At 37.8% G+C, this 24,103-nt stretch carries 20 protein-coding genes; 1 reads left to right on the top strand and 19 read right to left on the bottom strand.

The annotated features are described in order from the left end of the window. Positions 1-134: 134 nt before the first annotated feature. The 17 genes from ACORJQ_RS06675 to ACORJQ_RS06595 all read right to left on the bottom strand — a co-directional run bounded on the left by ACORJQ_RS06675 (position 135) and on the right by ACORJQ_RS06595 (position 18,777). Positions 135-1,484: a GGDEF domain-containing protein gene (locus ACORJQ_RS06675; protein ID WP_321323059.1), complete on the bottom strand. Its 1,350-nt coding sequence runs from the start codon at positions 1,482-1,484 to the stop codon at positions 135-137. A gap of 17 nt (positions 1,485-1,501) precedes the next feature. After that, on the bottom strand, positions 1,502-2,311 hold the full coding sequence (locus ACORJQ_RS06670) for a substrate-binding periplasmic protein (RefSeq protein WP_321323057.1): 810 nt from the start codon (positions 2,309-2,311) through the stop codon (positions 1,502-1,504). Positions 2,312-2,590: 279 nt separating this feature from the next. Next, positions 2,591-2,719 carry a hypothetical protein gene (locus tag ACORJQ_RS06665; RefSeq protein ID WP_321323055.1) on the bottom strand — a complete coding sequence of 43 codons (129 nt, stop codon included), beginning with the start codon at positions 2,717-2,719 and terminating at the stop codon, positions 2,591-2,593. Positions 2,720-2,971: 252 nt separating this feature from the next. Continuing rightward, the gene (locus tag ACORJQ_RS06660) at positions 2,972-3,640 is read right to left on the bottom strand and encodes a rhodanese-like domain-containing protein (RefSeq protein ID WP_321323053.1); all 669 of its coding nucleotides are present in this window, start codon (positions 3,638-3,640) and stop codon (positions 2,972-2,974) included. A gap of 164 nt (positions 3,641-3,804) precedes the next feature. Continuing rightward, the gene (locus ACORJQ_RS06655) at positions 3,805-4,014 is read right to left on the bottom strand and encodes a DUF3820 family protein (RefSeq protein ID WP_321323051.1); all 210 of its coding nucleotides are present in this window, start codon (positions 4,012-4,014) and stop codon (positions 3,805-3,807) included. A 216-nt stretch (positions 4,015-4,230) separates the two neighbouring features. Further along, on the bottom strand, positions 4,231-4,698 hold the full coding sequence (locus tag ACORJQ_RS06650) for a hypothetical protein (RefSeq protein WP_321323050.1): 468 nt from the start codon (positions 4,696-4,698) through the stop codon (positions 4,231-4,233). A 358-nt stretch (positions 4,699-5,056) separates the two neighbouring features. Next, positions 5,057-5,389: a DUF1840 domain-containing protein gene (locus tag ACORJQ_RS06645; protein WP_321323048.1), complete on the bottom strand. Its 333-nt coding sequence runs from the start codon at positions 5,387-5,389 to the stop codon at positions 5,057-5,059. Between the two features lie 360 nt (positions 5,390-5,749). Next, positions 5,750-6,790, bottom strand: a complete 1,041-nt coding sequence (locus ACORJQ_RS06640; protein WP_321323047.1) for a DUF2955 domain-containing protein — start codon at positions 6,788-6,790, stop codon at positions 5,750-5,752. Positions 6,791-6,798: 8 nt separating this feature from the next. Next, positions 6,799-7,866, bottom strand: a complete 1,068-nt coding sequence (locus ACORJQ_RS06635; RefSeq protein WP_321323045.1) for an HlyD family secretion protein — start codon at positions 7,864-7,866, stop codon at positions 6,799-6,801. 8 nt (positions 7,867-7,874) lie between these two features. Continuing rightward, positions 7,875-8,351 (bottom strand): MarR family transcriptional regulator, encoded by a 477-nt coding sequence (locus ACORJQ_RS06630; RefSeq protein WP_321323044.1) that lies wholly within the window; start codon positions 8,349-8,351, stop codon positions 7,875-7,877. A gap of 304 nt (positions 8,352-8,655) precedes the next feature. Next, complete coding sequence (locus ACORJQ_RS06625) at positions 8,656-9,423, bottom strand: hypothetical protein (RefSeq protein ID WP_321323043.1); 768 nt, start codon at positions 9,421-9,423, stop codon at positions 8,656-8,658. Positions 9,424-9,741: 318 nt separating this feature from the next. Beyond that, positions 9,742-10,845 (bottom strand): hypothetical protein, encoded by a 1,104-nt coding sequence (locus ACORJQ_RS06620; protein ID WP_321323041.1) that lies wholly within the window; start codon positions 10,843-10,845, stop codon positions 9,742-9,744. Positions 10,846-10,876: 31 nt separating this feature from the next. After that, the gene (locus ACORJQ_RS06615; protein WP_321323040.1) at positions 10,877-11,734 is read right to left on the bottom strand and encodes a hypothetical protein; all 858 of its coding nucleotides are present in this window, start codon (positions 11,732-11,734) and stop codon (positions 10,877-10,879) included. A 109-nt stretch (positions 11,735-11,843) separates the two neighbouring features. After that, positions 11,844-13,616, bottom strand: a complete 1,773-nt coding sequence (lpdA, locus tag ACORJQ_RS06610; protein WP_321323039.1) for a dihydrolipoyl dehydrogenase — start codon at positions 13,614-13,616, stop codon at positions 11,844-11,846. Between the two features lie 12 nt (positions 13,617-13,628). Then, positions 13,629-14,963, bottom strand: a complete 1,335-nt coding sequence (gene aceF, locus ACORJQ_RS06605) for a dihydrolipoyllysine-residue acetyltransferase (RefSeq protein ID WP_321323037.1) — start codon at positions 14,961-14,963, stop codon at positions 13,629-13,631. Between the two features lie 168 nt (positions 14,964-15,131). Then, on the bottom strand, positions 15,132-17,792 hold the full coding sequence (gene aceE, locus ACORJQ_RS06600; RefSeq protein ID WP_321323035.1) for a pyruvate dehydrogenase (acetyl-transferring), homodimeric type: 2,661 nt from the start codon (positions 17,790-17,792) through the stop codon (positions 15,132-15,134). Positions 17,793-18,285: 493 nt separating this feature from the next. Next, entirely contained in the window at positions 18,286-18,777 is a 492-nt protein-coding gene (locus tag ACORJQ_RS06595; protein WP_321323034.1) for an RNA pyrophosphohydrolase, read from the bottom strand. Positions 18,778-19,145: 368 nt separating this feature from the next. Between ACORJQ_RS06595 and ACORJQ_RS06590 the strand changes: the two genes are divergently transcribed. Beyond that, positions 19,146-19,799 (top strand): histidinol-phosphatase, encoded by a 654-nt coding sequence (locus ACORJQ_RS06590; protein ID WP_321323033.1) that lies wholly within the window; start codon positions 19,146-19,148, stop codon positions 19,797-19,799. 285 nt (positions 19,800-20,084) lie between these two features. Here ACORJQ_RS06590 and ACORJQ_RS06585 read toward each other — a convergent pair whose 3' ends face one another. Both ACORJQ_RS06585 and ACORJQ_RS06580 read right to left on the bottom strand, forming a co-directional pair. Next, positions 20,085-22,472: a Lon protease family protein gene (locus ACORJQ_RS06585; protein WP_321323030.1), complete on the bottom strand. Its 2,388-nt coding sequence runs from the start codon at positions 22,470-22,472 to the stop codon at positions 20,085-20,087. A 222-nt stretch (positions 22,473-22,694) separates the two neighbouring features. Next, positions 22,695-23,912, bottom strand: coding sequence for an ammonium transporter (locus ACORJQ_RS06580; protein WP_321323029.1), 1,218 nt, complete (start codon positions 23,910-23,912; stop codon positions 22,695-22,697). Positions 23,913-24,103 lie beyond the last annotated feature (191 nt).

The following is a 24,103-nucleotide window of genomic DNA, read 5'->3' as shown; positions in this document are numbered from 1 at the left end:
TTCTAAATAAGTTCTGAACCAATCATAAATAACAGTATTTTTAAATTTACCAGGCCTGGTTATTTATGACATCAAATCAATCGAGCCTGCCCTATTGATCGAATTATTAATATCTGTTGTTGTCTATTATTTGTTCAAGACACTGAGTTAAGCTCACTGTAACAGACTACTTGGTTCCTACCTCGATGCTTAGCTTCATATAGTGCCTGATCCGATAAAGCTAAAGCTTCATCCAAAGTGAAAGCTTTTGTATCGGCTTCAATTACACCAAAACTAGCACTACTGGTAATGATTTGTCCCTCGTATTCCACTTGAATAGCCATAAATGCCTGACGAATTTTTTCCGCTAACTGCTTAGCACCCTGTTCATCTGTTCTGGCTAGAATCAGGGCAAATTCTTCACCGCCAATTCGCCCAGTCAAATCTGAAGTACGAACAAGCGATGAAATTGTTTGAGCAAAAGTAGCAAGCACTTTATCTCCGGCCGAGTGCCCATAAGTATCATTGATTGTTTTAAAGTGGTCTATATCCATCATAATCATACTCAAATGATCACCAGTACGTGTGGCCTCATTAAATAGATGATTGCCTATTTCAAAAAAAGCACGACGTGTCTTTAAGTTGGTTAACATATCTGTAGAAGCAAGTACTTCAGCTTCATCTTTCGCCTTTTCAAGCTGATGTGTGCGAACTTTAACCATTTGATCTAGTTCGGCATTAAGCGTTACCAATGCCTGCTGTTTGGTATTTAGCTCTTCAATCATTTGGTTATAACTGCCTTTCAGAATCTGTATTTCATTCTTATCAGACCAAGGTAGCTCTAAAGTGATTGGTTTAGGTTCATTGATATCTTGATTCTTAATCTTATCGGTAAACTCATTGAGAGGTTTACCCAAATAACGCTTGATGAAATAAAAAATAATTAACCAAAGTGCAAAGGTTTTCACAACTGAGTTAATCAGAATCAAAAAGAAACCGTATTTAACTCGCTCAAAAACAAGACGTTCATTAGAGTAAAGGGTCACTTGCCCCAAATATTGCGGTTCTTTGAAAGCGGGCCCGTTATAAGTGATTGGAAAAGTGTGACCGAAGAGAGAAGATGAACCCAAGCCGGTCTCTGTTGGTTTAGAAAGCTTTCCTTGGCTGTCATAAAATACTGGACGTGCTTGATCATCTAATACCGCACCGATTTTATAATTCATTTTGTGATCAACAGATTTTACTTCAACGCCCACAACAATCGGGATGTTGTAAACACCTTTTAAAATGGATTCAAGTAATTCTTCATTATAAGTCCAGACAGAGTCGCTTATCCCCTGGCTAAAAGTAGCTGGCAATAACTGGATTTCTTGGTAGAACGTTTTTTTAGTGTTCTCGTACTCTTTGTATAGCTGAATGGTGGTAACCAGTAGCGTGACAATAAAATAAAAACCAAAAATAACTACTAATAAATGTAGTGCAATGGAATGCCTATATTTGAACATAATCGTCTAACTTAAACTTATGGTTGCCAATCTTGGATACCATAAGTCGCCAGGATTTTTTGCAACTCACCACTTTTACGCATTTTTTCAATTTCCTCTTCCAAAATCTGAGCATATTGCTTAGATTTTGGAAGTGCTGGAGAAAAGCCTGTATAAACATCAATCACCGCGGCAGTCATGCCAGAAACCTTAACCTGATCAGCATGTCCTATCTGTTGTATTTTGTATTCAAGAACCATCTTATCATCAATAACCGCAGTCAAACGCCCCGCCAACAACATCTGCAACAGTCTTTCTAGAGGTTTTTCGCCCGTGATTTCCAAAACATTGTTAGGGTGTTGATTTATATAATCCATAACCACAGGATCAACATAGTCATACCCTTTAATCACACCGATCATTTTAGCCTTCTTAAGTGAGTCTACTCCTGTATAACGCCAATCATTATCATTGCGACTAAAGAAAGTGCTATTGCTTATTCCTTGAACCGTTTTTGGAAAGACAAAATCGGGTGCTTCCTCTCTAAAGCAAGCCATCGTCCCATCTAATTTGCCTTCTCTAACCAGTTCTAGGCCTCTAGAATATGAAACCTCTACAAACTCAACTTTATGCCCTCGACTTTGCATAGCCGCAACCAAAAGATCACCCATATAACCAACTTTGCCATCATTCTGAGCAGCAATACAGTCGTAAGGACACCATTCATCCGTTGCAATTCTTAAGGTATCCGCCATGCTTTGTTGAGGCACAAACAAAATTAAACTGAAAATAAAGGTTACAAGGTGTAAATTAATCTTTCGCTTCAAAGTAACAATCTGGTTCATCATCGAGACTCTTTAAATATATTTAATATAAAAACATCCTTCATCGTATCGTAAACAACACATAGTTACCAACAAACTTAATCACCTCCTAAAAAAATAATGCATAGACTTATTTACCAGCAAGATAATTCAGCGTTGAAAAACATTTCTTTCCTAATTTTAAGCCATAAAAAAAGCCGAGTTACCTCAAAAGATAACTCGGCTTTTTATAATCGTTACTTTTTTATAATCGTTACTTTTTTATAATAATTACTTTTTTATAATAATTATTTATATAGTCAACTAAGCACTAACCATTGGCAATACTATTTGATTGATCAATGTAATTGGAGCTAACAAAAGTAATGCAGCAATAATGCTGTATTTAAACCATGCCGAAGCTTTAATACTTTTTTGTGTTTTATCAGACATTTTTTTCACCTATTTTTATTTCGGGCAGAATCTTATAATATTTTCTTATTGAAAGAAATTAAAATAACTTATCACTGAACAAAAACAACCTATAGGTCTGATTGTCTACTTTTACTTCTTTACAGACATAAAAAAACCCGCTTAACAAACTGCTAAGCGGGTTATTGTTTGTAAACGTTTATCTCAAAAAAAATTTACAGGCCTGGTAATGACCTTTTAATTAAGATAAACGCACCCGTATTTTAAGGTTTATTATGGTTTTACGGTTGTTAATCCAAGAGCATTCCAAGCTTGCATTCCGCCTCTATACCAAAAAATTTTATGTGCCGGATAACCCATACTCACCAAGGTTTTAATATTGGTTGGCGATTGTCCACACCAAGGGCCGTTACAAAACATAACAAGGTCTTTTGCATTAGAAAAATCCCAAATTCCGTCTTCCACTTTGGCACCAAAACGATCGGTTAAAATCCCTTCAACCACAAAGGCTTCAAAGCTTGAAGATTTTCTATACAGTTGAGTCCATGGAATATTAATCGCTGTAGGAATGGTTCCCTTAGCCACCCAGTCAGGCGTTCGTGAATCGATAATTAATAGACTTTTATCACCATCTGATTTGCGTTTAAGAAAATCCAACATCTCCAACTCACCAATTGTAGTTACCCCTGGTAATAAATTCATAGGTTGAACACAAAAAGGCGGGCAGTTTCTTGATGTTAATGCGTAATCTTCAATGATGGTGTTTTCGGGATTTTGATTACGCTGGACGACTATAGGTTTACCGTTGTGCATTAGCGTTACAGAGCCTATCTTATCAGTGATTTTCACTTTCAAATCACTTTTAGAATTTTCTGCAGACCATGCTTGAACTGAAAAAAGCATTACCAATGTTGTGCATATCAATACTATTTTATGAGCCATGTTATTCTCCTTCAATGAGATTGGTTTGACTATACGTTCAGTATCGATATTAACAGAGTTGGATGAAAAACCAAATTCTTCACCCTTTGCGAAAGAAAATATAAAAATGAATAAGATGAACAAAAAACGTAAAAAAGAACTTTACCCCCTTTTCTGCTAATAGCTTATTTTCTTAACGGGTCAAGAAGTTGCTTTAAACCATTGTGATCCAACTCATGCATTAAAGCCAATAACTGCCCTAAATTACCAGGCGGAAAGCCCTCACGTGCAAACCAATTAAGGTAATTTCCGGGTAAATCAGCAATAAGTCTACCCTTGTATTTTCCATAAGGCATCGTGACTTCAACGAGTTTTTTTAAGTTTTCTGGATTCATAAGTTAACGGATAGAGAAACATCTTTCAGTAAAGTTTGAGAGTAGCGTACCTTTCCTTAATACAATTTACCAGGCCTGGTAACTTTTAATTGATTTGGGTCAAAGTAAAATTAAATCAATAACTTATTGAAAATAATAGATAAAGTAAAAATAACTTTACTCTGACCCCAATTATTTCAATTATTAGTTAAGTGTTACATTAATCCAATAATAAGCTTATACACTCTTTTTCTCAGTCTTCTCGATTGTTGCACTCAGTTTTTGATAAACCCCTAACCCCACAATTAACACAGCAGACACCACAATAAGTAATGCTGGATACAGCAAAAGCGTAAGATCCTTCGTGCCTGCTTTAAATATATAAACCAAACCTTCAATACTCACGGCAATGGTAATGATGACAATAATTTTTGTAATAGTGCGCCTGGCCTCTTCAGGGTTACGAAGTTCTTTATTTAAAAAAACCTCCTCCTCCATCATATATTGAGCAACATCAATAATCGCCGCAGCTATGATTATTGCACCAACTGATTGAAGCATTAACGGAATAAAATCAATCGGTTCGTCTATTTTAGAAACAACCTCATAAACAGACCAACCCATAATAACCAGCGATAAAACAACAAGAATGACAGACGCGATTAGGTGCACGCTAGAGAAGAGAATATTAAATATTTTTTTCATTATGTAACCTTTATGAATTGTTCAAACCATGCCCTTTAATAAGGGAGAGAATGAAATTAAATAATACATATAAATCAGTATCATACATGATAAAGATACATAGTCACATTAATAAAAAACCCGCTAAAAAACAGAGGCTTATTAAAAAAACAACCAGGCCTGGTCGTTTTTAAATAGGGTTTAGATTGCCATTATGAATGGCTTATAACTGAGGTCAGAGTAAAGTTATTTTTACTTTATCTATTATTTTCAACAAGTTATAGATTTAATTTTACTCTGACCCCAATTATTCATAGATTTAATTTTACTCTGACCCCAATTATTCGATTTAATTTTACTCTGGCTCAAATTATTTTTATTAAATTGAAATTCCAGGTTCAGTGGCTCCAGCTTTATCCCACATAACATCACATTCTTGCTCAGCAGCTGCCTTTAATAATTCAATTAAAGGCATCGCTCGACTTTGCTGACTAACGCTCTGATCATCCCAAGCACTCTTATTGATTTCAGTGCTGGTACCTGCATCAACTTTAATTGCATTGGTTAAACGATCAAGAACTGCAGGAACATCCTCAGCTAGGATTGCACCAGGTATTGTTTCACTGTGCCCCATTTTTTTTAGCATGAGTTTTGCAACATCACCAAACATCGTTATCCCAGCATGTGCTTCAGTTCGAAAAGTGACTAGCATCGATTTTCTCCTTGTCCAATTCAAATAATTAAGATCAGATTAAAATTAAATAACTCTAAAGCTATTCAATCATCATACACATAAAACTACGAATTGGATTTATATAACCCAATATAAAACCAGCATAATAAAACTACTAAGCGGGTTCATTTACATAACCTACTAGGCCTTTATACCCCCTTGCGGGGTGTGGTAGCTTAATACTGCTATGTAATTTGGGTAATGTAAGTGGGGTTAGAGTAAAGTTTGAGAATAGCGTACCTTTCCTTATTACAATTTACCAGGCCTGGTATGCCCTTAGAACAACAATTTGTTGGCGTAGAATAAATCCAATTTAAAATGAATCTTCTGATGCACCGTTTATGTTGTGGCTGCTGAGAAACTCGTTGACTTAAATTGATTAAGTAAATAATGCATAAAATATATGGCAATTAGTGTTCCAATAATTGCTACGGTAATACTGCTAACACGATATAAAGAACTGTAAACCAAATCATTTTGTGGTGTGAGATACATGCCAAAAAGAACCGCTAAAGTAGTCATCGCACTAAAGCCAACACCTGAACCTGCTGCTTCTTTAACATGCCATTGACCAAATATTAAAGTACCTAGCCATAAAAACATAATCACAAACAGTAATGTATCTGACCAATTTTGTAGTAAAAGTTGAACAATAAGTGCATAAGATACACCAATCATAGACCCTATTGAGCGTTGTCTGGCGTAAGTTAAAGAACCGTTCCAGTGCATAGGAAATAGCAATAAAACGGTAGTTACTTGGGCTGAAAGTGAATCATAAAGATCAAAAACTTGAAACGCTACAAAAGATAACGTTGCAACACTCGCACCCATAAGGGCTTCATGCCTAATTCGATTTGTCTGTTTTGTATCTGGTTTTTTTGGTGCATTTTCAGCCTTGTCTGGAATAACTGTTATCAATACAAAGGCAATAATGATAGAAATAATACTGGCAATAAAATTCGTAAATATCATGTCATTGATATCCGTATTTTGGTAACTTGCAAAATGCAGCATAATGCTTAAACTTACCGTGCCTGTTGCTCCAAATAAAAATAAACTTCCTTTTGACATACTAATAAAACGGTATAAAAACAGCACAAAAACAATCGGAATCATCATTCCTGGATGTGTACCAAATAGCCCGCCTAAAATACCAACTTCTATCCCCGTTATGGCAGAAGAAAAAAGTAATTGACGTGCCGCATGGCCATTCATTTTAGGAACTAACCCCAATAATAAAATAGGGAATATCGTAAAAAACACGCCGTAATCCCAACCCAATATTTTGCATACTGCAAAACCTAAGGTTGCTCCAAAAGCAACACGAATACTGCGTCTTAGCATGTTCTCTGTTAAGGGAATATCTTTAAGAATAATCATGTTAATTCTCAATAGATATAATGCATAAGTGCAATGGCTTTAATCTGTAATCTCGCTAAAAAACCGTACAAAACATTATTAGGCCTAATCTGTACGGTTGCTAAAGAACCTGTTGCTAACAGAGGCAAGGTTTTATCATCTAGTTTAAGGTGCAATCTCATCCTTTGAGCATCACGAATCCAACGGTTTGATTTAATGGGTGTGGCTAAAATACCATTTGCATCAAACTGCCCTTCACTCACCCCTGCATCACGACTGGTAACGGTCGCTTTAAAAATTTCACCAGGATCCGAATCAAAGGTAACCCAGGCTTTTGTTTGATTAGTCACTTTTTGAAGTGTTTTTTCACGGAAGTCGGCAATAATATCAACACCATCAGAAACAAGTGCCAATGCAGGCTCATTGCGGTTAACCATACTGCCAGGCATTAACTGCAAATTAGTCACAATACCATTTTGTTCTGCATGAACTTGAGTATAACTAAGGTTTAATTTAGCTTGTGCTATTTGGTTTTTAGCCTCGCGCAATTTAAGATTTTTTTGGTCAAGACGACCCCTGCTAACTTTAAGTTTTAATAATTGGGCTTTAGAAGCCATAAGTTGAGCTTTAGCTGTGGTTACATCCGTGTCGGCTTGTGTTCTTAATTGTAAAGAAACCCCCTTAATTTTATACAAAGCATCCAATCTTTTTGCATCTCGTGTTGCTTGAATTAATGTGGCTTTATTTGCCTCTATTTGGGCGATAACTGCTTTGATAGAAGCATCTAACTCTGCATTATTTTGAATGGCTTTCTGTAAAGCCAGCTGTGATGTTTCTAGAGCTAATTGGTAAGAAGATTGCTCAATACTAAATAAAATATCGCCCTTTTTTACGGCTTGATTATTATGAACAAAAACGTTGTTTACCCGCCCACTAATTTGAGGGGCAACTTTAACCACATTACGAGTAGCCATTGCTTCAGTTGTAAGAGGCATCTTTAGATCAGAGAACATAAAATACCCTAAAATAACTAAAAATAAGACCATAGAATATTTTACAAGACGAGCAAATTGTTGATCTGGTGTCACTTTTAGCATTCCTTCTATTACTTCTTAGTTTCTGTAGATTCTGCCTGAATCTTTTGCTGAACATTTTCAGAAATACGCTCAACAACCGAATCAAAAACCCCCATCTCTTCGGGCGTTATTCTCGACAAAAGCTCTGTTCTAGTTTGAATAATTCTGGCTTCCATCTGTTTTATAATGCCCCTACCTTCATGCGTTAAAATCACAAGACGTACCCTTTTATCATTTGGGCTAGTATGTCGCTCAATCAAACCTTGTGCCTCCAACTGTCCTAAAGTTCTCATTAAAGAGCCAAGTTCAATTTCTAAGGCATCTGCAAGCACTTTCTGACTAACATCGCCACCCATTCGCCACAGTTTCCACATTGCCGTCCAACGCGGGTGCGTTAAACCTAAAGGCGACAGTTCGTTATCAATAATACTGCGCCACTGTCTATGAATGTAGCCTAGCTTTTCTACTAATGAAACGTGATTAGATTGCTGTAGATACTTTTTCATAAAAACAACTTCTTATTAGTTAGCTTGCTAAGTATTATATTTAACTTAGCAAGCTAAGTAAATACTCAAAAGTAATTAGTAGTTAAAAATAGTATTGTGCTAACAAAGAAAAATTAGATGATAAAAAAAGGATAAAAATTGGTATAAAAAACGCCGAAAAAACTCACAAAAAAACCCGCTAAAAAGCGGGTTAAATGGTTAAAAAAACTTACCAGGCCTGGTAAATCTTAAATAAAAGGATAGGATTCCCTTTTATTCTTTCAGTCGCCTTATCCTCCAAAAAGGGCTCTGCCCCTTTTATATTTCAATCCTTTACTGATTTTAAATAAGGCTGGGTAAAGATTTTATTTTCTATCACAGCTCCCTTTGGAATTTCTGTAACAAATGAGCCTTCTTTAGTCATAAACGCTACCTTGTCTTTTGACTGTGCTACAAAAACTCCTTTATAAATCACATTACCACTAAAGTCTTTTAAAACTTTACAGTTACTCCAGCGTTCACCCTCCTTAGTAAAACAGCCTTTTTCTAAAAACTCCGTGATAGTTATATCTGCTTGCTTTCCACCTCGTTTATAAGCATCGGAAGGAACTAATACCCAGGTAGCCATAAATAAGATTGGCCCAACAAATACAACCATTGAAAAAGCTGTATTCTTTAACTCGGCATATAGAAATAAATATAGCTTTTCGACTTTCTTAATTAAGCTTTTCAATATCTCTTTATATCGCGGTTTTATTCTAAAAATTACAAAAATAAAAGCGAGTAAAACTACTAAACCAATAAACATGAATACAAACCAGTTCAATAGATTTTCTCTTTCTGCCATTCTTACTAGGTCGGCTATATATCTTATGACATCAATCCATACAAACGATAGATAGTAAAAAGCATGGAGGTATAATTCTTCAGTAGACGGTTCGAAACTAATAGAACTAACACCGTACGCACTTAGTGAACCTTGATAAAATGCATTACCAATAATATAACCAGATAAAGAAAAAATCACTCCCATTATTGAGAGCAACAAAACAATAAGATTAAAACGCGACTTTGCCTTATGTTCTTCTGACAATGCTATGCCCTTTGCTATATAGAGTAGATAATGTACTGATTGTACCGAACAATACGTAATACACAAAAGAATCTTCTGAATCAATTTTAGAAAACAACTAGGCCTGGTAACTTAATAAAACCAAATGAATAGATTCTGGCTCTATTGATTTTATAAAAAATACAATGCCCATAAAAAAACCGCTTAACAAAAATGCTAAACGGTTTTTATAAATTACCAGGCCTGGTAAATTTTAAGAAGCAAATCAATCAAGTCTACTCCCCAAAGATTCTTTGAGAAATAAATTAATCGAATCTAACCCCATTGATTAATAATTAATTATTTTTCAGGTTTACTACCCTTAAAATCAATTTTCTTTAGTAATTCTATAATAACTTCATGAGTCCCTACTGGGTATGAATTATCTAAAGAACTTACCTGCTCTCTATTCGCAAATAATTTTTTCGCAACTTCAACTTTTATTTTATGTTGTTCCTCTTCAGGTAAAGATGCTATATATGGCGTTATTGCTTTTAAGTCAAGCGATGTTTGCAAGTGATTATAGTGCTGTAACCTGTGTTTAGTTGACTCTCTTGCTAAATATGCAGCAGGAACTGAAAGCATTAATGCTAAAATCATTCTAAACAAAGAGTTTTGCCACTCAAAATTGGTAGTTGTTGTTTCCCAAAATGAATAACCTACAACAATGACTATCAGTACCATAATACCTAAAGACGAATACCTCAACCAATCAGCCATACCCATTTCAGATTCAGCACTTTTTTCATAATCTCCTGCAATGGCTCGTCCTGAAACATGACCAAGTATTTCATTAATTTGATTTTCTTTAGATTTTAACAATTCTAACTTTTCTACATATAAGTCTGAAATTTTTTCTAGCTCTGTTTTGACATCTCCCTCCAAAACCAAAACCTGGCTAGACAAACCTTCAATTTTTCTCTCTGTTTTCTCAATTAAACTTTTGACTATATTACTTCTTTTATCAAGCTCTTCAGAAGACTTACGTAATTTCTTGAAAAGTAAATCCGAATCTATATCCTCGTCTTGAAGAATTGAAACAGGAGGAAGACTGAAGTTTTCATTTTCAATAATAGTGTTCTCAATAAAATTACGATATGATTTTGCATTTCTCAATAGGTCTTCACCCAGCTCCCTATTGATTGGACTATCAGAATAAGATTTTTTTAAACTTTGACCTAATAGTTGAGCATAGACCGTTACATTTTTAGCCAATTCTGAAAACTCATAAATATTTTCTTCGCCAATTTCTTCAGGCAACCTCGCATAGTGATCATAAAAAGACTTTACAGCATCAAATACTGCTCTAGAAGAAGGCTTCCCATCAAGTTCAATTCTTATTTCATCAACAATATCTTTTAATTGATGTACCCCATGAAACGCTTTTGTTATGAAATTTTCCATTTTTTTATCCATTTAGAAGGAATTACCAAATTCAATCAATTGATAAATTAAGTTCACCTTGTTTTTTTCTCATTAGCTCATCTAATACACTATATATTTCTACTCTATGGTATGTATTTTGAACCATAACAAAAGAATTCCCATCCGTTCGTGATGATGATTCTGGGCCTTTTATTACATTCATTTTTGTTAATAACTCACCCGCTAAACTTGTAAGGTTTTGTTTAAGATTTGGATAATATGGCATATATTCCCCATCAAGTTTTTTTTCAAGAACAGCTTGTCTAATAGTTATAAATTCATTAGCTTTGAGACCCTCAGGCAGATGCTTTTCTATATCCGTTAATTTATCGTTCATGTCGGTAATGACAATATCATGTTCAGTCAATTTTACATCATGCTTAGTAAGCAAAGGTTTAGTGTATGAATCTATAATGTTCTCAAGAGCTTGTGTGTCATTTGCTATGGAAGGTACTAAATTTATTGCCAACTTTTCTTCTTGAAGCCTATAACCCCAACTCAAAAGATTATCGTAACTATCATAAAAATCATCAATATCTTTCTTCGTAAATCTTGATGACGAATCATACGCACCGTTATGCCATTTTCTATCAAATACTCTTAATTGCTCGGCTACAATTGGCCATCTATACACACAGATACCTTCAAAAGTTTTCTCTGCTAAGGACCTGTCCTTTTTAGCCCTTAGCGTGGAAGTTCTACCTAATCCAGATTGAAACCAATCGACCATTTCTTTAGGCACCTTCAATGCTTTTGCCCATGATTTGGCAGAAGCATATACAATACCTTCATCGCTCACTAAGTAATTCATTGATTCATTATTGGGTGTAACACCTTTAACTTTCTTCGCGTTAACAATATCTTTCATTTCATTCAAACCTTAAAAACACATACATAAGCTTAACAAATAAAGTATATACACACTTAAGCTAAAAAACCGCCCTAAGGCGGTTTTTTAGCTAAGTAAATCCTTGATATTACTTCTTTTTCTTAGGTGGCATTAGATCTGTAATCGTCCCCTCCGCCATCTCTGCCGCGAAACATAATGTTTCACTCAGCGTTGGATGCGGATGAATCGTCAATCCGATATCTTGCATATCTGCACCCATCTCAATCGCTAGCATGGCTTCGGCAATCAGTTCACCGGCATTTGGCCCAACCATTCCACACCCTAATAAACGGTGTGTTTTGGCACAGAACATGGCTTTGGTTAGACCTTCGTCACGTCCTAGACTTAAGCTACGACCAGACGCCGCCCAAGGGAATGCGCCTTTTTCGTACTCAATGCCTTCGGCTTTAAGTTCTTCTTCTGTTTTACCAGCCCAAGCGACTTCTGGATCAGTATAGGCCACTGATGGAATAGACATTGGGGTAAACGCACTTGGCATACCGTTAATGACTTCTGCCGCCACTTTACCTTCGTGTACTGCTTTGTGTGCTAACATTGGCTGACCAACGATGTCACCGATGGCGTAGATATTATCGACATTAGTTTCTTGACGTTCATTGACTTCAATGAATCCCCAATCGTTAACAGCAACACCGGCTTTTTCAGCATCAATCAGTTTACCGTTAGCGGCACGACCGACTGCAACCAACACACGGTCAAACATATCGGTTTCTGGGCAACCTTTACCTTCAAATGTCACTAATAAGCCTTCTGGTTTGGCTTCTACATTGGTGACTTTTGATTTTAGGTAAACGTTTTCATACTTTTTCTTGATTTTCTTAAGTAAAGGCTTGGTGATGTCTTTATCCGCACCAGGGATAATAGTATCGCCAAGTTCTACCACAGTGATTTTTGACCCTAAAGAGTCATAAACCTGTGCCATTTCTAGACCGATGATACCACCACCAATGACCAATAGACGTTCTGGAATTTCTTCTAGGGCTAATGCTCCCGTTGAATCCATAACACGTGGGTCATCATGTGGAATAAATGGTAATTTGATAACACGTGAACCTGCGGCAATAATCGCTTTTTCAAACGCAATGGTCTTGATTGAACCATCATCTGCTTCAACAGCAACGGTATTGCCTGAAGTAAATTTACCATAACCAGTAACAACTTCTACTTTACGAGCTTTTGCCAGGCCTGATAAACCACCAGTTAGTTTATTGATAACGCCGTCTTTAAATGCACGAATTTTATCAATATCAATTTGAGGCTCGGCAAAAGTAATACCGTGTGCGCCCATCTCTTTGGTTTCATTTAATACCACAGACATGTGCAATAAGGCTTTAGACGGAATACAACCGACGTTTAGACACACACCACCGATATTGCTGTAACGCTCAACCATGACCACTTTTTTGCCAAGGTCAGCCGCACGGAAAGCCGCAGTGTAACCACCAGGGCCTGAACCCAAAACAAGGACTTCACATTGAATATCCGCTGGAGGTAAATCACTTGCAGAAACCGCCTGAGGTGCAGGTTTTTCTTCTTTTTCTGGTTCTGGTTCAGCTGGTGCAACACTCTCTTCTACATTGGCTAAAACGGTGTCGTGTGCGGCAATTTCCATGGTTCCTAAAATAGAACCTTCTTTTACCTTATCGCCCACTGCGGCAGAGAAAGAAACCACTTTACCTGCAAAAGGTGCTGGGATTTCCATCGTCGCTTTGTCTGATTCTAAGGTGACTAAAGAATCATCTTGAGCCACTTCTTCACCTGCTGAAACCAATACTTCAATAATATCAACTTCGGCAAAATCACCGATGTCAGGAACGACGATGTCTATAATTTTACTCATCTTAAGCTCCTATTAAAGAATTAGCTGACGTAAGTCAGTTAGGTAGTTGCCAACCGTAGTGGTGAAACGAACGCCTTCTGCACCATCAATCGCACGGTGATCGTAAGAAACACTGAAAGGCATGATTAGGCGTGGAATGAATTCTGAACCATTCCAAACTGGCTGCATTTTGGCTTTAGATAGACCCATAATCGCCACTTCTGGTGCGTTTACGATTGGCGTGAACTGAGTACCACCAATACCACCTAAGCTAGAGATAGTGAAAGTACCACCCGCCATATCAGCAGGCCCTAACTTACCATCACGTGCTTTAGCAGAGATTTCCATTAGGTCACGAGAAAGCTCGTAAATGCCTTTTTTATCAACGTCTTTCACCACTGGAACCATTAGGCCATTTGGTGTATCTACTGCAATACCAATGTTGTAGTAAGATTTTTTGATGATTGATTGTCCATCAGAAGACAGTGAAGCATTAAAGCTTGGGAAGTCTTGTAAAGCTTTTACCACGGCTTTCATTACAAAAACAAGCGGTGTTAATTTAACGCCCTGCTTCTCAGCAGCGGCTTTTTGATCTTTACGGAACTGATCCATTTCAGTAATGTCAGATTCGTCAAACTGAGTAACGTGAGGTACGTTTAACCAGCTTGCGTGTAGGAACTTACCAGAGATTTTCTTGATTCTGCCTAGCTCTTCGGTTGTGGTTTCACCAAACTTGCTGAAATCAACTTCTGGAACTGGTGGAATACCTGTGCCACTCATAGCTGCTTGACCAGGTGCCGCAGCCTGACCACTCATGACCGCTTTAATTGCAGCTTCAACGTCAGTTTGTACAATTCTGCCTTTTGGCCCTGAACCTGCAACGTTGGTTAAATCAACACCTAATTTACGAGCAAAGGCTCTTACAGATGGAGAAGCGTGAGATTTTGCACCCATGTCTTGAGCATTAACAGGCTTGTTAGCCGCTGCTGCAACAATTGGAGAGGTCTCAACCGTAGCGTGATTACTTGGTGCTGGCTTTGGAGCCGGAGCCGCTTTTGGAGCTTCTGGTGCTGGTTTTTCTTCTGCTTTTGGTGTTTCAGGAGCTTGAGGAGTTTCTGCCGCTGCATCATCTGAGACATCAATATCTAAAACATAATCACCCTCTGAAACACTGCCACCTACTTCAACACCAATTTTGGTTATTGTTCCAGCAAATGGTGATGGAATTTCCATCGTCGCTTTATCAGATTCTAAGGTTAATAATGAGTCATCAACGGCAACCGTATCGCCTACTGAGACTAAGACTTCAATGATTTCAACTGCGTCAAAATCACCAATATCTGGAATCGTAATTTGTTGTATCGCCATGTCAAAGTTTCCTTTGTATGGAGGCCTTAGTATTTATATTATTTACCAAGGTCTCAAAAATTCGGTATTCGGGCGTTTTTACTAACTTGTTTTTCTTAACTTGTTTAAAACGCCCTAATGAAAAAGCCTTTAGAGTAGAGTGAAACTCGCTCTAACGGCTTGCAACATTTAAGCGTGTACTGGGTAAGCTTTGTCGCTATCAATGCCATATTTAGTAATGGCTTCAGCCACCACTTCTGGCTTGATTTTTCCCGCATCAGCTAACGCTTTAAGTGCTTCTACAACCACATATTGGCTGTTAACTTCGAAGAACTTACGTAGCTGTTCACGCGTATCAGAACGACCAAAGCCGTCTGTACCTAATACATAATATTCACCAGGAACATATTGACGAATACGCTCAGGGTAGTCACGGATGTAATCCGTAGCCACAATGAATGGCCCTTCAGAACCTTGTAACTTCTCAGTAACAAACGGTACTTTAGGTGTTGAAGTTGGGTGCATTGTGTTCCAACGCGTTGCTTCAACTCCATCACGACGTAGCAAGTTGAAACTTGGTACACCCCAGATATCGGCAGCAACATTCCAATCATTTTCAAGCATTTCAGCGGCTTGAATAACTTCACGGAAAATCGTACCTGACCCCATTAACTGAACACGGTTTTTGTGTTTAGCGGTTGAGTCTTTAAATTTGTATAGACCTTTTAAGATGTCATCTTCAGACCCTTCTGGCATAGCAGGGTGTGAATAGTTTTCGTTCATCGCGGTGATGTAATAGAAAACATCTTCTTTCTCATGGAACATACGTTTGATACCGTCACGAATAATAACAGCCATCTCAAACGCAAATGTTGGGTCATAAGAAACACAGTTAGGAATATGATCATACTGAATTAAGTTATGACCATCTTGGTGTTGAAGACCTTCACCTTCAAGCGTTGTACGACCTGCCGTACCACCAATTAAGAAACCACGTGCACGAGAATCACCCGCTGCCCAAGCTAAGTCACCAATACGTTGGAAACCGAACATTGAGTAGTAGATGTAGAAAGGAATCATGCTTACGCCATAGTTAGCGTAAGCGGTAGAAGCCGCAATCCAGTTAGCCATTGCACCCGCTTCGTTAATCCCTTCTTCAAAAACTTGTCCGTTTGAAGATTCTTTGTACCACATCAACTGGTCGTTATCCATTGGCTCATATAACTGGCCTGCTGGATCGTAGATACCTACTTGGCGGAATAGACCTTCCATACCGAAAGTACGTGCTTCATCCGGAATGATTGGCACAACACGTGGCCCGATAGTCTTGTCACGTAACAGGATAGATACGATACGCACAAACGCCATAGTGGTTGACATTTCACGGTCGCCAGTGCCTTCCGTTAACATTTTGAAGGCATCTAATGCTGGAACTGGAAGTGGCTCTGCGTTGTCTTGGCGAGATGGTAAAGAACCACCTAAAGCTTCACGACGCTCTCTCATGTACTTCATAACGTCTGAATCTTCGTCAGGCACATAGAAAGGAACTTGTTTTGCTAAATCTTCATCTGAGAATGGAATCGCAAAACGATCACGGAAATATTTATAACCTTCGTAATCCAATTTTTTCTGTTGGTGAGCAGTGTTAGCTGATTCACCGTATGGCCCCATTCCGTAACCTTTAACCGTTTTAGCCAAGATAACCGTTGGTTGACCTTTTGTCTCTTCTGCACGTTTATAAGCGTTGTAGATTTTACGCGGAGAGTGACCACCACGAGAAAGCTTAAAGATTTGGTCATCAGTCATGTCGGCAACTAGAGCTGCAGTTTCAGGGTATTTACCAAAGAAGTGTTCACGAACAAAAGCACCATCTTTCGCTTTGTAAGCCTGGTACTCACCATCAACGACTTCACCCATACGCTCAATCAGTTTTCCAGAGGTATCTTTTTGTAAAAGACGATCCCAACCAGAACCCCAAATAACTTTAGTTACTGCCCAACCAGCTCCACGGAACACACCTTCAAGTTCTTGAATAATGCTGTCGTTACCACGAACAGGGCCATCTAAACGCTGTAAGTTACAGTTAATAACAAATACAAGGTTGTCTAGTTTTTCACGTTTAGCTAGCTGTAATGCACCACGAGATTCTGGTTCATCCATCTCACCATCACCTAAGAATGCCCAAACCTTACGGCCATCAGTCTTAGCTAACCCACGTGCTTCCATGTATTTCATAAAACGTGCTTGGTAAATAGCCATTAGTGGCCCAAGACCCATAGAAACTGTTGGGAACTGCCAGTAATCACTCATTAACCAAGGGTGGGGATATGAAGATAAACCGTTACCGCCTACTTCTTGACGATAGTTTCTTAGTTGTTCTTCATCAAGACGCCCTTCCATAAAAGAACGAGCATACATACCAGGTGCCGTGTGCCCCTGGAAGAAAATCATATCAGCACCTTTTTCGTGCTTAGGACCTTTGAAGAAGTGGTTCATACCTACTTCATATAAAGTACAGCTTGATGCGTAAGATGCAATGTGACCACCTACGCTAGTATTCTTGTTTGCTCCCGATACGATTGCCATCGCATTCCAACGTAACATGGCACGCATTTTTTGTTCAATGCCAACGTTACCTGGATAGTGTGCTTGTTCTTCTTCGGCAATGGTATTGCAATAAGGAGTATTTGCTGCATATGGAATATCAATTCCATGCACACGCGCTTTTTCAATTAAAGTCGCAATGATGTGCTGTGCTTTATCTGATCCTTCAAAAGAAACTACTGCTTCTAAGGCGTCTAGCCATTCTTGAGTTTCTTGTGGATCTTGGTCAACGAAATTTTCGCTCATATGATGATTACCTCAATGGGTTGGATAATTTTTCTTCAGGTGCTGGGTAAGCCTGAAGGGGTTCGATACAACGTAGGTCTTACAATGTACCGCCAACAATTGTTACTTTGGGTTCCAGCTACTTAGTTTTCCAAAGCATTCTCTTAGTGGGCACTTCTTAAGTTGCCCTTTTGTAAGTCGCCATGAACGAACGGCAAACAGGGTGAAAAAGAGACTAAAAATTTGGTGAATAATAACATTTTTTTAACAAAAATCACATTGTAAGCCGCTTGAATTCGCAGATTAGGCTTAAACAAATCATAAAAGGCTTATAAACTATTGAAAGCTAATCATTTATTAGCTATCAAGCATTAAGAACAAGTATTTATGAAACCTAGCCATGCTTAACAATATCAATCACTTATATTTTTACCAGGCCTGGTAAAAACGCAATTTTAGACATAAAAAAACCACTTAGACTGTTGTAAGCCTAAGTGGTTTTAGTAAAAAAAGATCACTTGTGATTCAACCAAAATGTATTAATGGAATCTTCCAACTCTGTTAAAGCTTGATGATAAACCGCCTGTTTAAAACTGACTACTTCTTGAACAGGACGCCAATAGTCAACCCAATCCCAGTCTTCAAATTCTGGTGTTTCATGCTGACTAAGATTAATTCGGTCTGAGTCACCTTCTAACCCTAACATAAACCAAATCTGTTTTTGACCAACACAAACGGGCTGGCTGTAATGCCTAATAAGGTGTTTGGGCAAATCATAACTAATCCAATCTTGTGTTCTGCCTAAAACACGTACATCAGATGGGTCTAAACCCACCTCTTCTTTTAACTCTCTAAAGACGGCTTGTTGTGGTGTTTCGTTTTCACGAATACCACCTTGTGGAAACTGCCATGCATCTTGTTGAATGCGTTTTCCCCAAAAAAGCTTGCCCTCTTTATTTACAATTATGATACCGACATTTGGCCGATATCCATCTGAATCTATCATGAGAACCTTAGCCTAAAATTTTTATTTGTTTAATAGTGCCTAAAATTTGTGGTTTTTTCAATCCAAATTCACTGGTTTGTTCATATTTAATTACTATTTTGGGTTTGCAAACACAATTTACATAGTGTTTGCTTGTTTGTATAAATGGTTTAGATTACGATTAGCACCGCAATTATTTTACTTAAGAGACCTTTGCACGAGATCATAAATGAGTAAAAATGGCTAAAATCCTACTGCTTTTCGTTCTAAAACTTGTCAATAGCTAGCTATTAACTGCATTTTAGGCCTCAACCCGTAGGATTTTTTCACATTTTTCTTTCCTCCAGATTCGTGCAAAGGTCTCTTAAAACCACAATATCGAGAACTTTATGGCTCTGGCAATCTTTGATTTAGACAACACATTAATAGGCAATGACAGTGATTTTCTTTGGGGAGAGTTTTTAGTAAAAAATGGTCATGTAGATGCCAAAGAATTTGCCAAACAAAATGCTCAGTTTTATGAAGACTACAAAGCAGGTACTTTAGACATTATTGCCTACCAACGCTTTGCCCTTAAACCATTGGGTGAACAGAGTGCCGAAACGTTAGCCAAATGGCATAAAGAGTTTATGCAAACCTTTATAGAACCGATTGTGTTGCCAAAAGCCCTGGCTTTAGTTGAAGAGCACAAAGCCAAAGGTGACCGAGTGATGATAATTACCGCCACCAACACCTTTGTTACCCGCCCTATTGGTGAGCGTTATGGAATTACTGAGTTGTTAGGCACTGAAGGTGAAATAGTTAATGGACGTTACACTGGTGAAATAGCAGGTGTTCCGACTTTTCAAAAAGGCAAAGTCACACGCTTAAATGAATGGCTAAAACAAGAAAATGAAACTTTAGAAGGTAGCTTTTTCTACTCGGACTCTTTTAATGATTTACCTCTACTAGAAATAGTAGATCACCCTGTCGTCGTTGATGGTGATGACAAATTGCTTGCCATTGCCAGACAGAAAAATTGGCCGTGCATCAGCTTAAGATAAATTTTAGATATGTTTTAGATAAATTTTAGATGGGGTTTATTAGGTAAACTTAAGACAATCAAGCAAATAAAAATTACCAGGCCTGTAAATCCACAGCTTGCGGGGTTAGGCACATTTCTTTTCATTTGTTAATTACAGCTAAAACATAAATAGAAAAAGCATAAAACTAAACAGTTTACAAACACATCAAATAAAGTAACCCGCAAATATTGCACAACCAATCATGGGGTTACTTCACTTTTATTTTTTAATAGCATGAAAAATCAAATTGAGATTCACTCAAGATTAAGATTTTTCATTCATTGCTTCTAAGGCTTTTAACACTCTATCGTTAACACTGTTTTTAGTAAAATGCCCTTTCTTGGTCATTTTACCAGCTTTAACACCCGTAAACAGGGTAATAGCGTCATCAATGTGGCTCATGGTATAAATATGAAAACTACCATTTTCTACCGCATTTCTCACTTCCGTATTTAACATTAAGTGGCTGGCATTTGATTGTGGAACAATCACCCCTTGCGTACCCGTTAAACCACGTTGTTGGCAAATCTTGTAGAAGCCTTCAATCTTCTCATTTACACCACCAATCGGTTGAATTTCACCAAACTGATTGATTGAACCTGTAACAGCGATATCCTGTCTCATTGGTAATTGAGCAATCGAAGAAATTAACGCCAAAAGTTCTGCTGAAGAGGCTGAATCACCCTCAACTCCGTTATATGACTGTTCCATAACAATTGAGCCACTAAAACCTAACGCCCGCTTTTTCATATAACGTCCGCGTAAGTAGCCAGATAAAATCAACATACCTTTTGAGTGAATCGGCCCAGCCATTTCTACTTCACGTTCAATATCCACAACCCCTTCATCACCTGCAGAAGCTTGGGCGGTAATACGCACGGGTTGACCAAATGATTGTTTACCAACGGTTAAAACCGTTAAGCCATTAACCATACCAACGTGCTCACCTTCGGTAAGAATCAATACCTGCTGTTCTGTAATAGCACGGTGGTAATACTCTTCCATTAATCCGGTATGAAACTCGCGCTGTAAGATTGTGTCTTCTATGGTTTGACGATTCACAGAATCTTCACCTTTAGCACGAGCAAAGGCATTGGCTTCAGCTAAGACATCACGCAATATGGCTTTATTACTGTATAAACGACTTTCATCTTCTGCCATACGTGATGCATGTTCAATTAACCGCTCATAGGCTGATATCTCTACAGGTAGATCATCCCAGTCCATAATTTCAGAGGCAAGCTGTCTGGCTAAAGTCAATTCATGTTCAGGAGTTCTTGAAAGCTCTACCTCAAACTCTACTTGAACTTTAAACAAACGGCTAAACTGTGCGTCTATCTCTTGCAAAGCATAAAAATGTGTTGCTTGACCCACTAATACTAAAGTTAAATTAAGTGGAAAATCAGGCAGATGGTAAGGAGCAACGCTACTAGAAGACGGCACTTCAAAACTTAACTTTTTACTCATTAAGGCCGCTTTTAAACTTGACCAAATCTCAGGATCTTTTAATAAAGACTGAATATTTAAAATCAAATAACCACCATTGGCTTTTTGCAGTAAACCAGCCTGATGGCTCATAGCTAAGCTAACCGTATCGGTTGCAGTTGCCGCCGCTGAATTGATTGTGTAACCAAATAGCTTAGGCATTGAAGCATTTTGCTCATAGATAATAGGAGCGTGTTTCAAGTCTCTATGATCAACTAATAGATTCACTTCAAAAATTGACAATCCTTGTTGCTCAGACAACAATTCATCCATACTTGACTGATTGCTTGAAGTCACTTCATCAGAATTTTGATCCCAAAACAGATGCAATTTAGACACAATACTTTTTTGCAATGAATCCAAATATGCCACGATTTCTGGTGTTTTTGCAAACTCCATTTTCAAGGTTTGAATAAGTGGCTCTAAATGCTCATTTGCAACTTTAGTGTTAAGCTTTTTACCCGCATCCATATATTCATGCTGTAAAAATGGGAAGTGCGTCAAACCTTTATTTAAGGCTTCTTCAACCTTATCAAACGCTTCAATAAAGTGTTTTTGCGTGGCTTCATCAAAGTTTTTTAACTCTGCCGCACGATAAGGTTTATCGTCCACAATTGCTGCTAAAACAAAACTATTTTCTGTTTGAGTAATGGCGATACTTAGTTCTTCGGCAAGTTCAAATGCGGGTTCTAAAACCGCTTCTTGCTTTTGATTAAGTTCGTTTTCTAGCATTTGACTACGCAGCTGGTAAGCATGCCCATCAAACAACACCGGAAGCTGAGTTCTTAGCTGAGTAACAAATGATTCAACGGCCGTTTTAAACTCAATACCCACACCTGCTTCAAAGTGCAAATATTGGGTTTTATTGGATTCGCTAAAGTCTGAGACTAAGACGATATCATCAGGTATCTCTTTTTGTTGAGCAGACTGCTTTAACATCGCTTTAGTCATGCCTATACGACCAATACCCGGCTCACCCATAATAAAAATATGGTTGTGATTGCGTTTCATATGCAATCCAAAATTAAGGGATTGGTACGCTCTTGGATGAAAGTACTGCATAAAATCTAAGATTTCAGCGTCTTTACCTTTGGTTTTGTCTAGTTTAAATTCAAACTGGCTTAAATCGGTATAACGATACAACTGTTGGACGGATAGTTTTTGCATAGAGTTAATTCAACTTCTTTTTATTATTATTTTACTTATCTAAAAGTAGGTTTTTTGCAAAGGATTAATGTAAATAATCAGCCATAAGATAAGTGTCATTTATTATGAGTATCACTATAACAAAAAAGCCCGCAACACAGTGCGAGCTTTTTGTAACAAAACACATTTTAAAACGAATTAATCGCTTAATATTCGTGACTGTATATATTTATATATCTTCACTTAATAATCTTCACGTGGCGGATTAGCATGAATTTTATGAATTGTTAAATCCGCACCTTGGTACTGCTCGTCTTCACTCATACGGATTGGCAAGACTTTATTAACTAACAGGTAAACTAAATATCCACCAATAAAAGCAACTGCAACTCCAATAACTATCCCAATAAGCTGAGAAACGATTGAAACCCCGCCTAAACCACCTAAGGATTCAGAGCCAAAGATACCTGCGGCTATTCCACCCCATACACCAACTAAACCATGTAAAGGCCAAACCCCTAAAACATCATCAATTTTTAAGGTTTTCTGAGTCCAAGTAAACGCTTTAACAAACAAAGCACCTGCCACTAAGCCAATTACCAATGCTCCTAAAGGGCTAACAATATCTGATCCGGCGCAAATCGCTACCAGGCCTGCTAAAGGTCCGTTGTGAACAAAACCTGGATCTTTGTCGCCTACAAAGGTAGCCGCTAAAATACCTCCTACCATTGCCATTAGTGAGTTCATAGCCACCAAACCTTGAATTCCTTCAATAGACTGTGCAGACATCACATTAAAACCAAACCAACCCACGGTTAAAATCCAAGCTCCTAAAGCTAAAAATGGGATACTTGACGGTGGATGAACATGGCGAATTTTACCGTTTTTATCATATCGATTATGACGAGCACCTAAAACCATAATCGCGGCCAATGCAATCCAACCCCCTACACCGTGCACTACAACACTACCTGCAAAGTCATGAAAGCCGGCACCAAATTTTTGTTCTAACCAAGCTTGTATACCAAAGTTACCGTTCCAAGAAATCCCTTCAAAAAACGGATATATAAATGCCACGATTAAAAAGGTAGACATCAATACAGGGTAAAAACGTGCACGTTCTGCAATACCACCAGAAACAATGGCTGGTATAGCTGCTGCAAAAGTCATTAAAAAGAAAAACTTAACCAACTCATAACCCGATTTCTCAGTCATTGCCTGAGTAAGCTGCCCGTCAATGTTAAACCCTAAAAAGACACCGTAAGCGACGCCATAACCTACAAAAAAATAAGCAACGGTAGAAACCCCTAAATCACTCATTATTTTAACCAAAGCGTTCACTTGGTTTTTATGTTGCACGGTACCTACTTCTAAAAAAGCAAATCCTGCGTGCATAAATAGGACAAGTATTGCACCTAATAAAATAAACAATACGTCCAAACTTGTTGTTAACTGTTCCATCTGTTTCCTCACCAAACTCAGTATTCAATATTTAGTTATTAGTATTAATCAAACCTATAAAAATACCGAGCTAAACACCAAAAATCAGGTCATGCTAATGCAACCGATTCGATACAATAGATAATCAATCGAATGATTCATTTTTTCATTATTTTAAATGCCAAAAAAACGGCGCGTAAATTGTACCAAAC

This window comes from Thiomicrorhabdus sp. (assembly GCF_963662555.1).
In the GTDB taxonomy this organism is placed as follows: domain Bacteria; phylum Pseudomonadota; class Gammaproteobacteria; order Thiomicrospirales; family Thiomicrospiraceae; genus Thiomicrorhabdus.
This window is presented reverse-complemented; position numbering and strand designations above follow the sequence as displayed.

Excerpts from the sequence above, each read along its gene's own strand:
- ACORJQ_RS06650 (WP_321323050.1), bottom strand. The coding sequence starts at position 4,698 with ATGAAAAAAATATTTAATATTCTCTTCTCTAGCGTGCACCTAATCGCG.
- aceF (WP_321323037.1), bottom strand. The coding sequence starts at position 14,963 with ATGGCGATACAACAAATTACGATTCCAGATATTGGTGATTTTGACGCA.
- ACORJQ_RS06675 (WP_321323059.1), bottom strand. The coding sequence starts at position 1,484 with ATGTTCAAATATAGGCATTCCATTGCACTACATTTATTAGTAGTTATT.
- ACORJQ_RS06580 (WP_321323029.1), bottom strand. The coding sequence starts at position 23,912 with ATGGAACAGTTAACAACAAGTTTGGACGTATTGTTTATTTTATTAGGT.
- ACORJQ_RS06585 (WP_321323030.1), bottom strand. The coding sequence starts at position 22,472 with ATGCAAAAACTATCCGTCCAACAGTTGTATCGTTATACCGATTTAAGC.
- aceE (WP_321323035.1), bottom strand. The coding sequence starts at position 17,792 with ATGAGCGAAAATTTCGTTGACCAAGATCCACAAGAAACTCAAGAATGG.
- ACORJQ_RS06645 (WP_321323048.1), bottom strand. The coding sequence starts at position 5,389 with ATGCTAGTCACTTTTCGAACTGAAGCACATGCTGGGATAACGATGTTT.
- ACORJQ_RS06635 (WP_321323045.1), bottom strand. The coding sequence starts at position 7,866 with ATGCTAAAAGTGACACCAGATCAACAATTTGCTCGTCTTGTAAAATAT.
- ACORJQ_RS06620 (WP_321323041.1), bottom strand. The coding sequence starts at position 10,845 with ATGGAAAATTTCATAACAAAAGCGTTTCATGGGGTACATCAATTAAAA.
- ACORJQ_RS06630 (WP_321323044.1), bottom strand. The coding sequence starts at position 8,351 with ATGAAAAAGTATCTACAGCAATCTAATCACGTTTCATTAGTAGAAAAG.
- ACORJQ_RS06670 (WP_321323057.1), bottom strand. The coding sequence starts at position 2,311 with ATGATGAACCAGATTGTTACTTTGAAGCGAAAGATTAATTTACACCTT.
- lpdA (WP_321323039.1), bottom strand. The coding sequence starts at position 13,616 with ATGAGTAAAATTATAGACATCGTCGTTCCTGACATCGGTGATTTTGCC.
- ACORJQ_RS06590 (WP_321323033.1), top strand. The coding sequence starts at position 19,146 with ATGGCTCTGGCAATCTTTGATTTAGACAACACATTAATAGGCAATGAC.
- ACORJQ_RS06615 (WP_321323040.1), bottom strand. The coding sequence starts at position 11,734 with ATGAAAGATATTGTTAACGCGAAGAAAGTTAAAGGTGTTACACCCAAT.
- ACORJQ_RS06655 (WP_321323051.1), bottom strand. The coding sequence starts at position 4,014 with ATGAATCCAGAAAACTTAAAAAAACTCGTTGAAGTCACGATGCCTTAT.
- ACORJQ_RS06640 (WP_321323047.1), bottom strand. The coding sequence starts at position 6,790 with ATGATTATTCTTAAAGATATTCCCTTAACAGAGAACATGCTAAGACGC.
- ACORJQ_RS06665 (WP_321323055.1), bottom strand. The coding sequence starts at position 2,719 with ATGTCTGATAAAACACAAAAAAGTATTAAAGCTTCGGCATGGTTTAAA.
- ACORJQ_RS06660 (WP_321323053.1), bottom strand. The coding sequence starts at position 3,640 with ATGGCTCATAAAATAGTATTGATATGCACAACATTGGTAATGCTTTTT.
- ACORJQ_RS06595 (WP_321323034.1), bottom strand. The coding sequence starts at position 18,777 with ATGATAGATTCAGATGGATATCGGCCAAATGTCGGTATCATAATTGTA.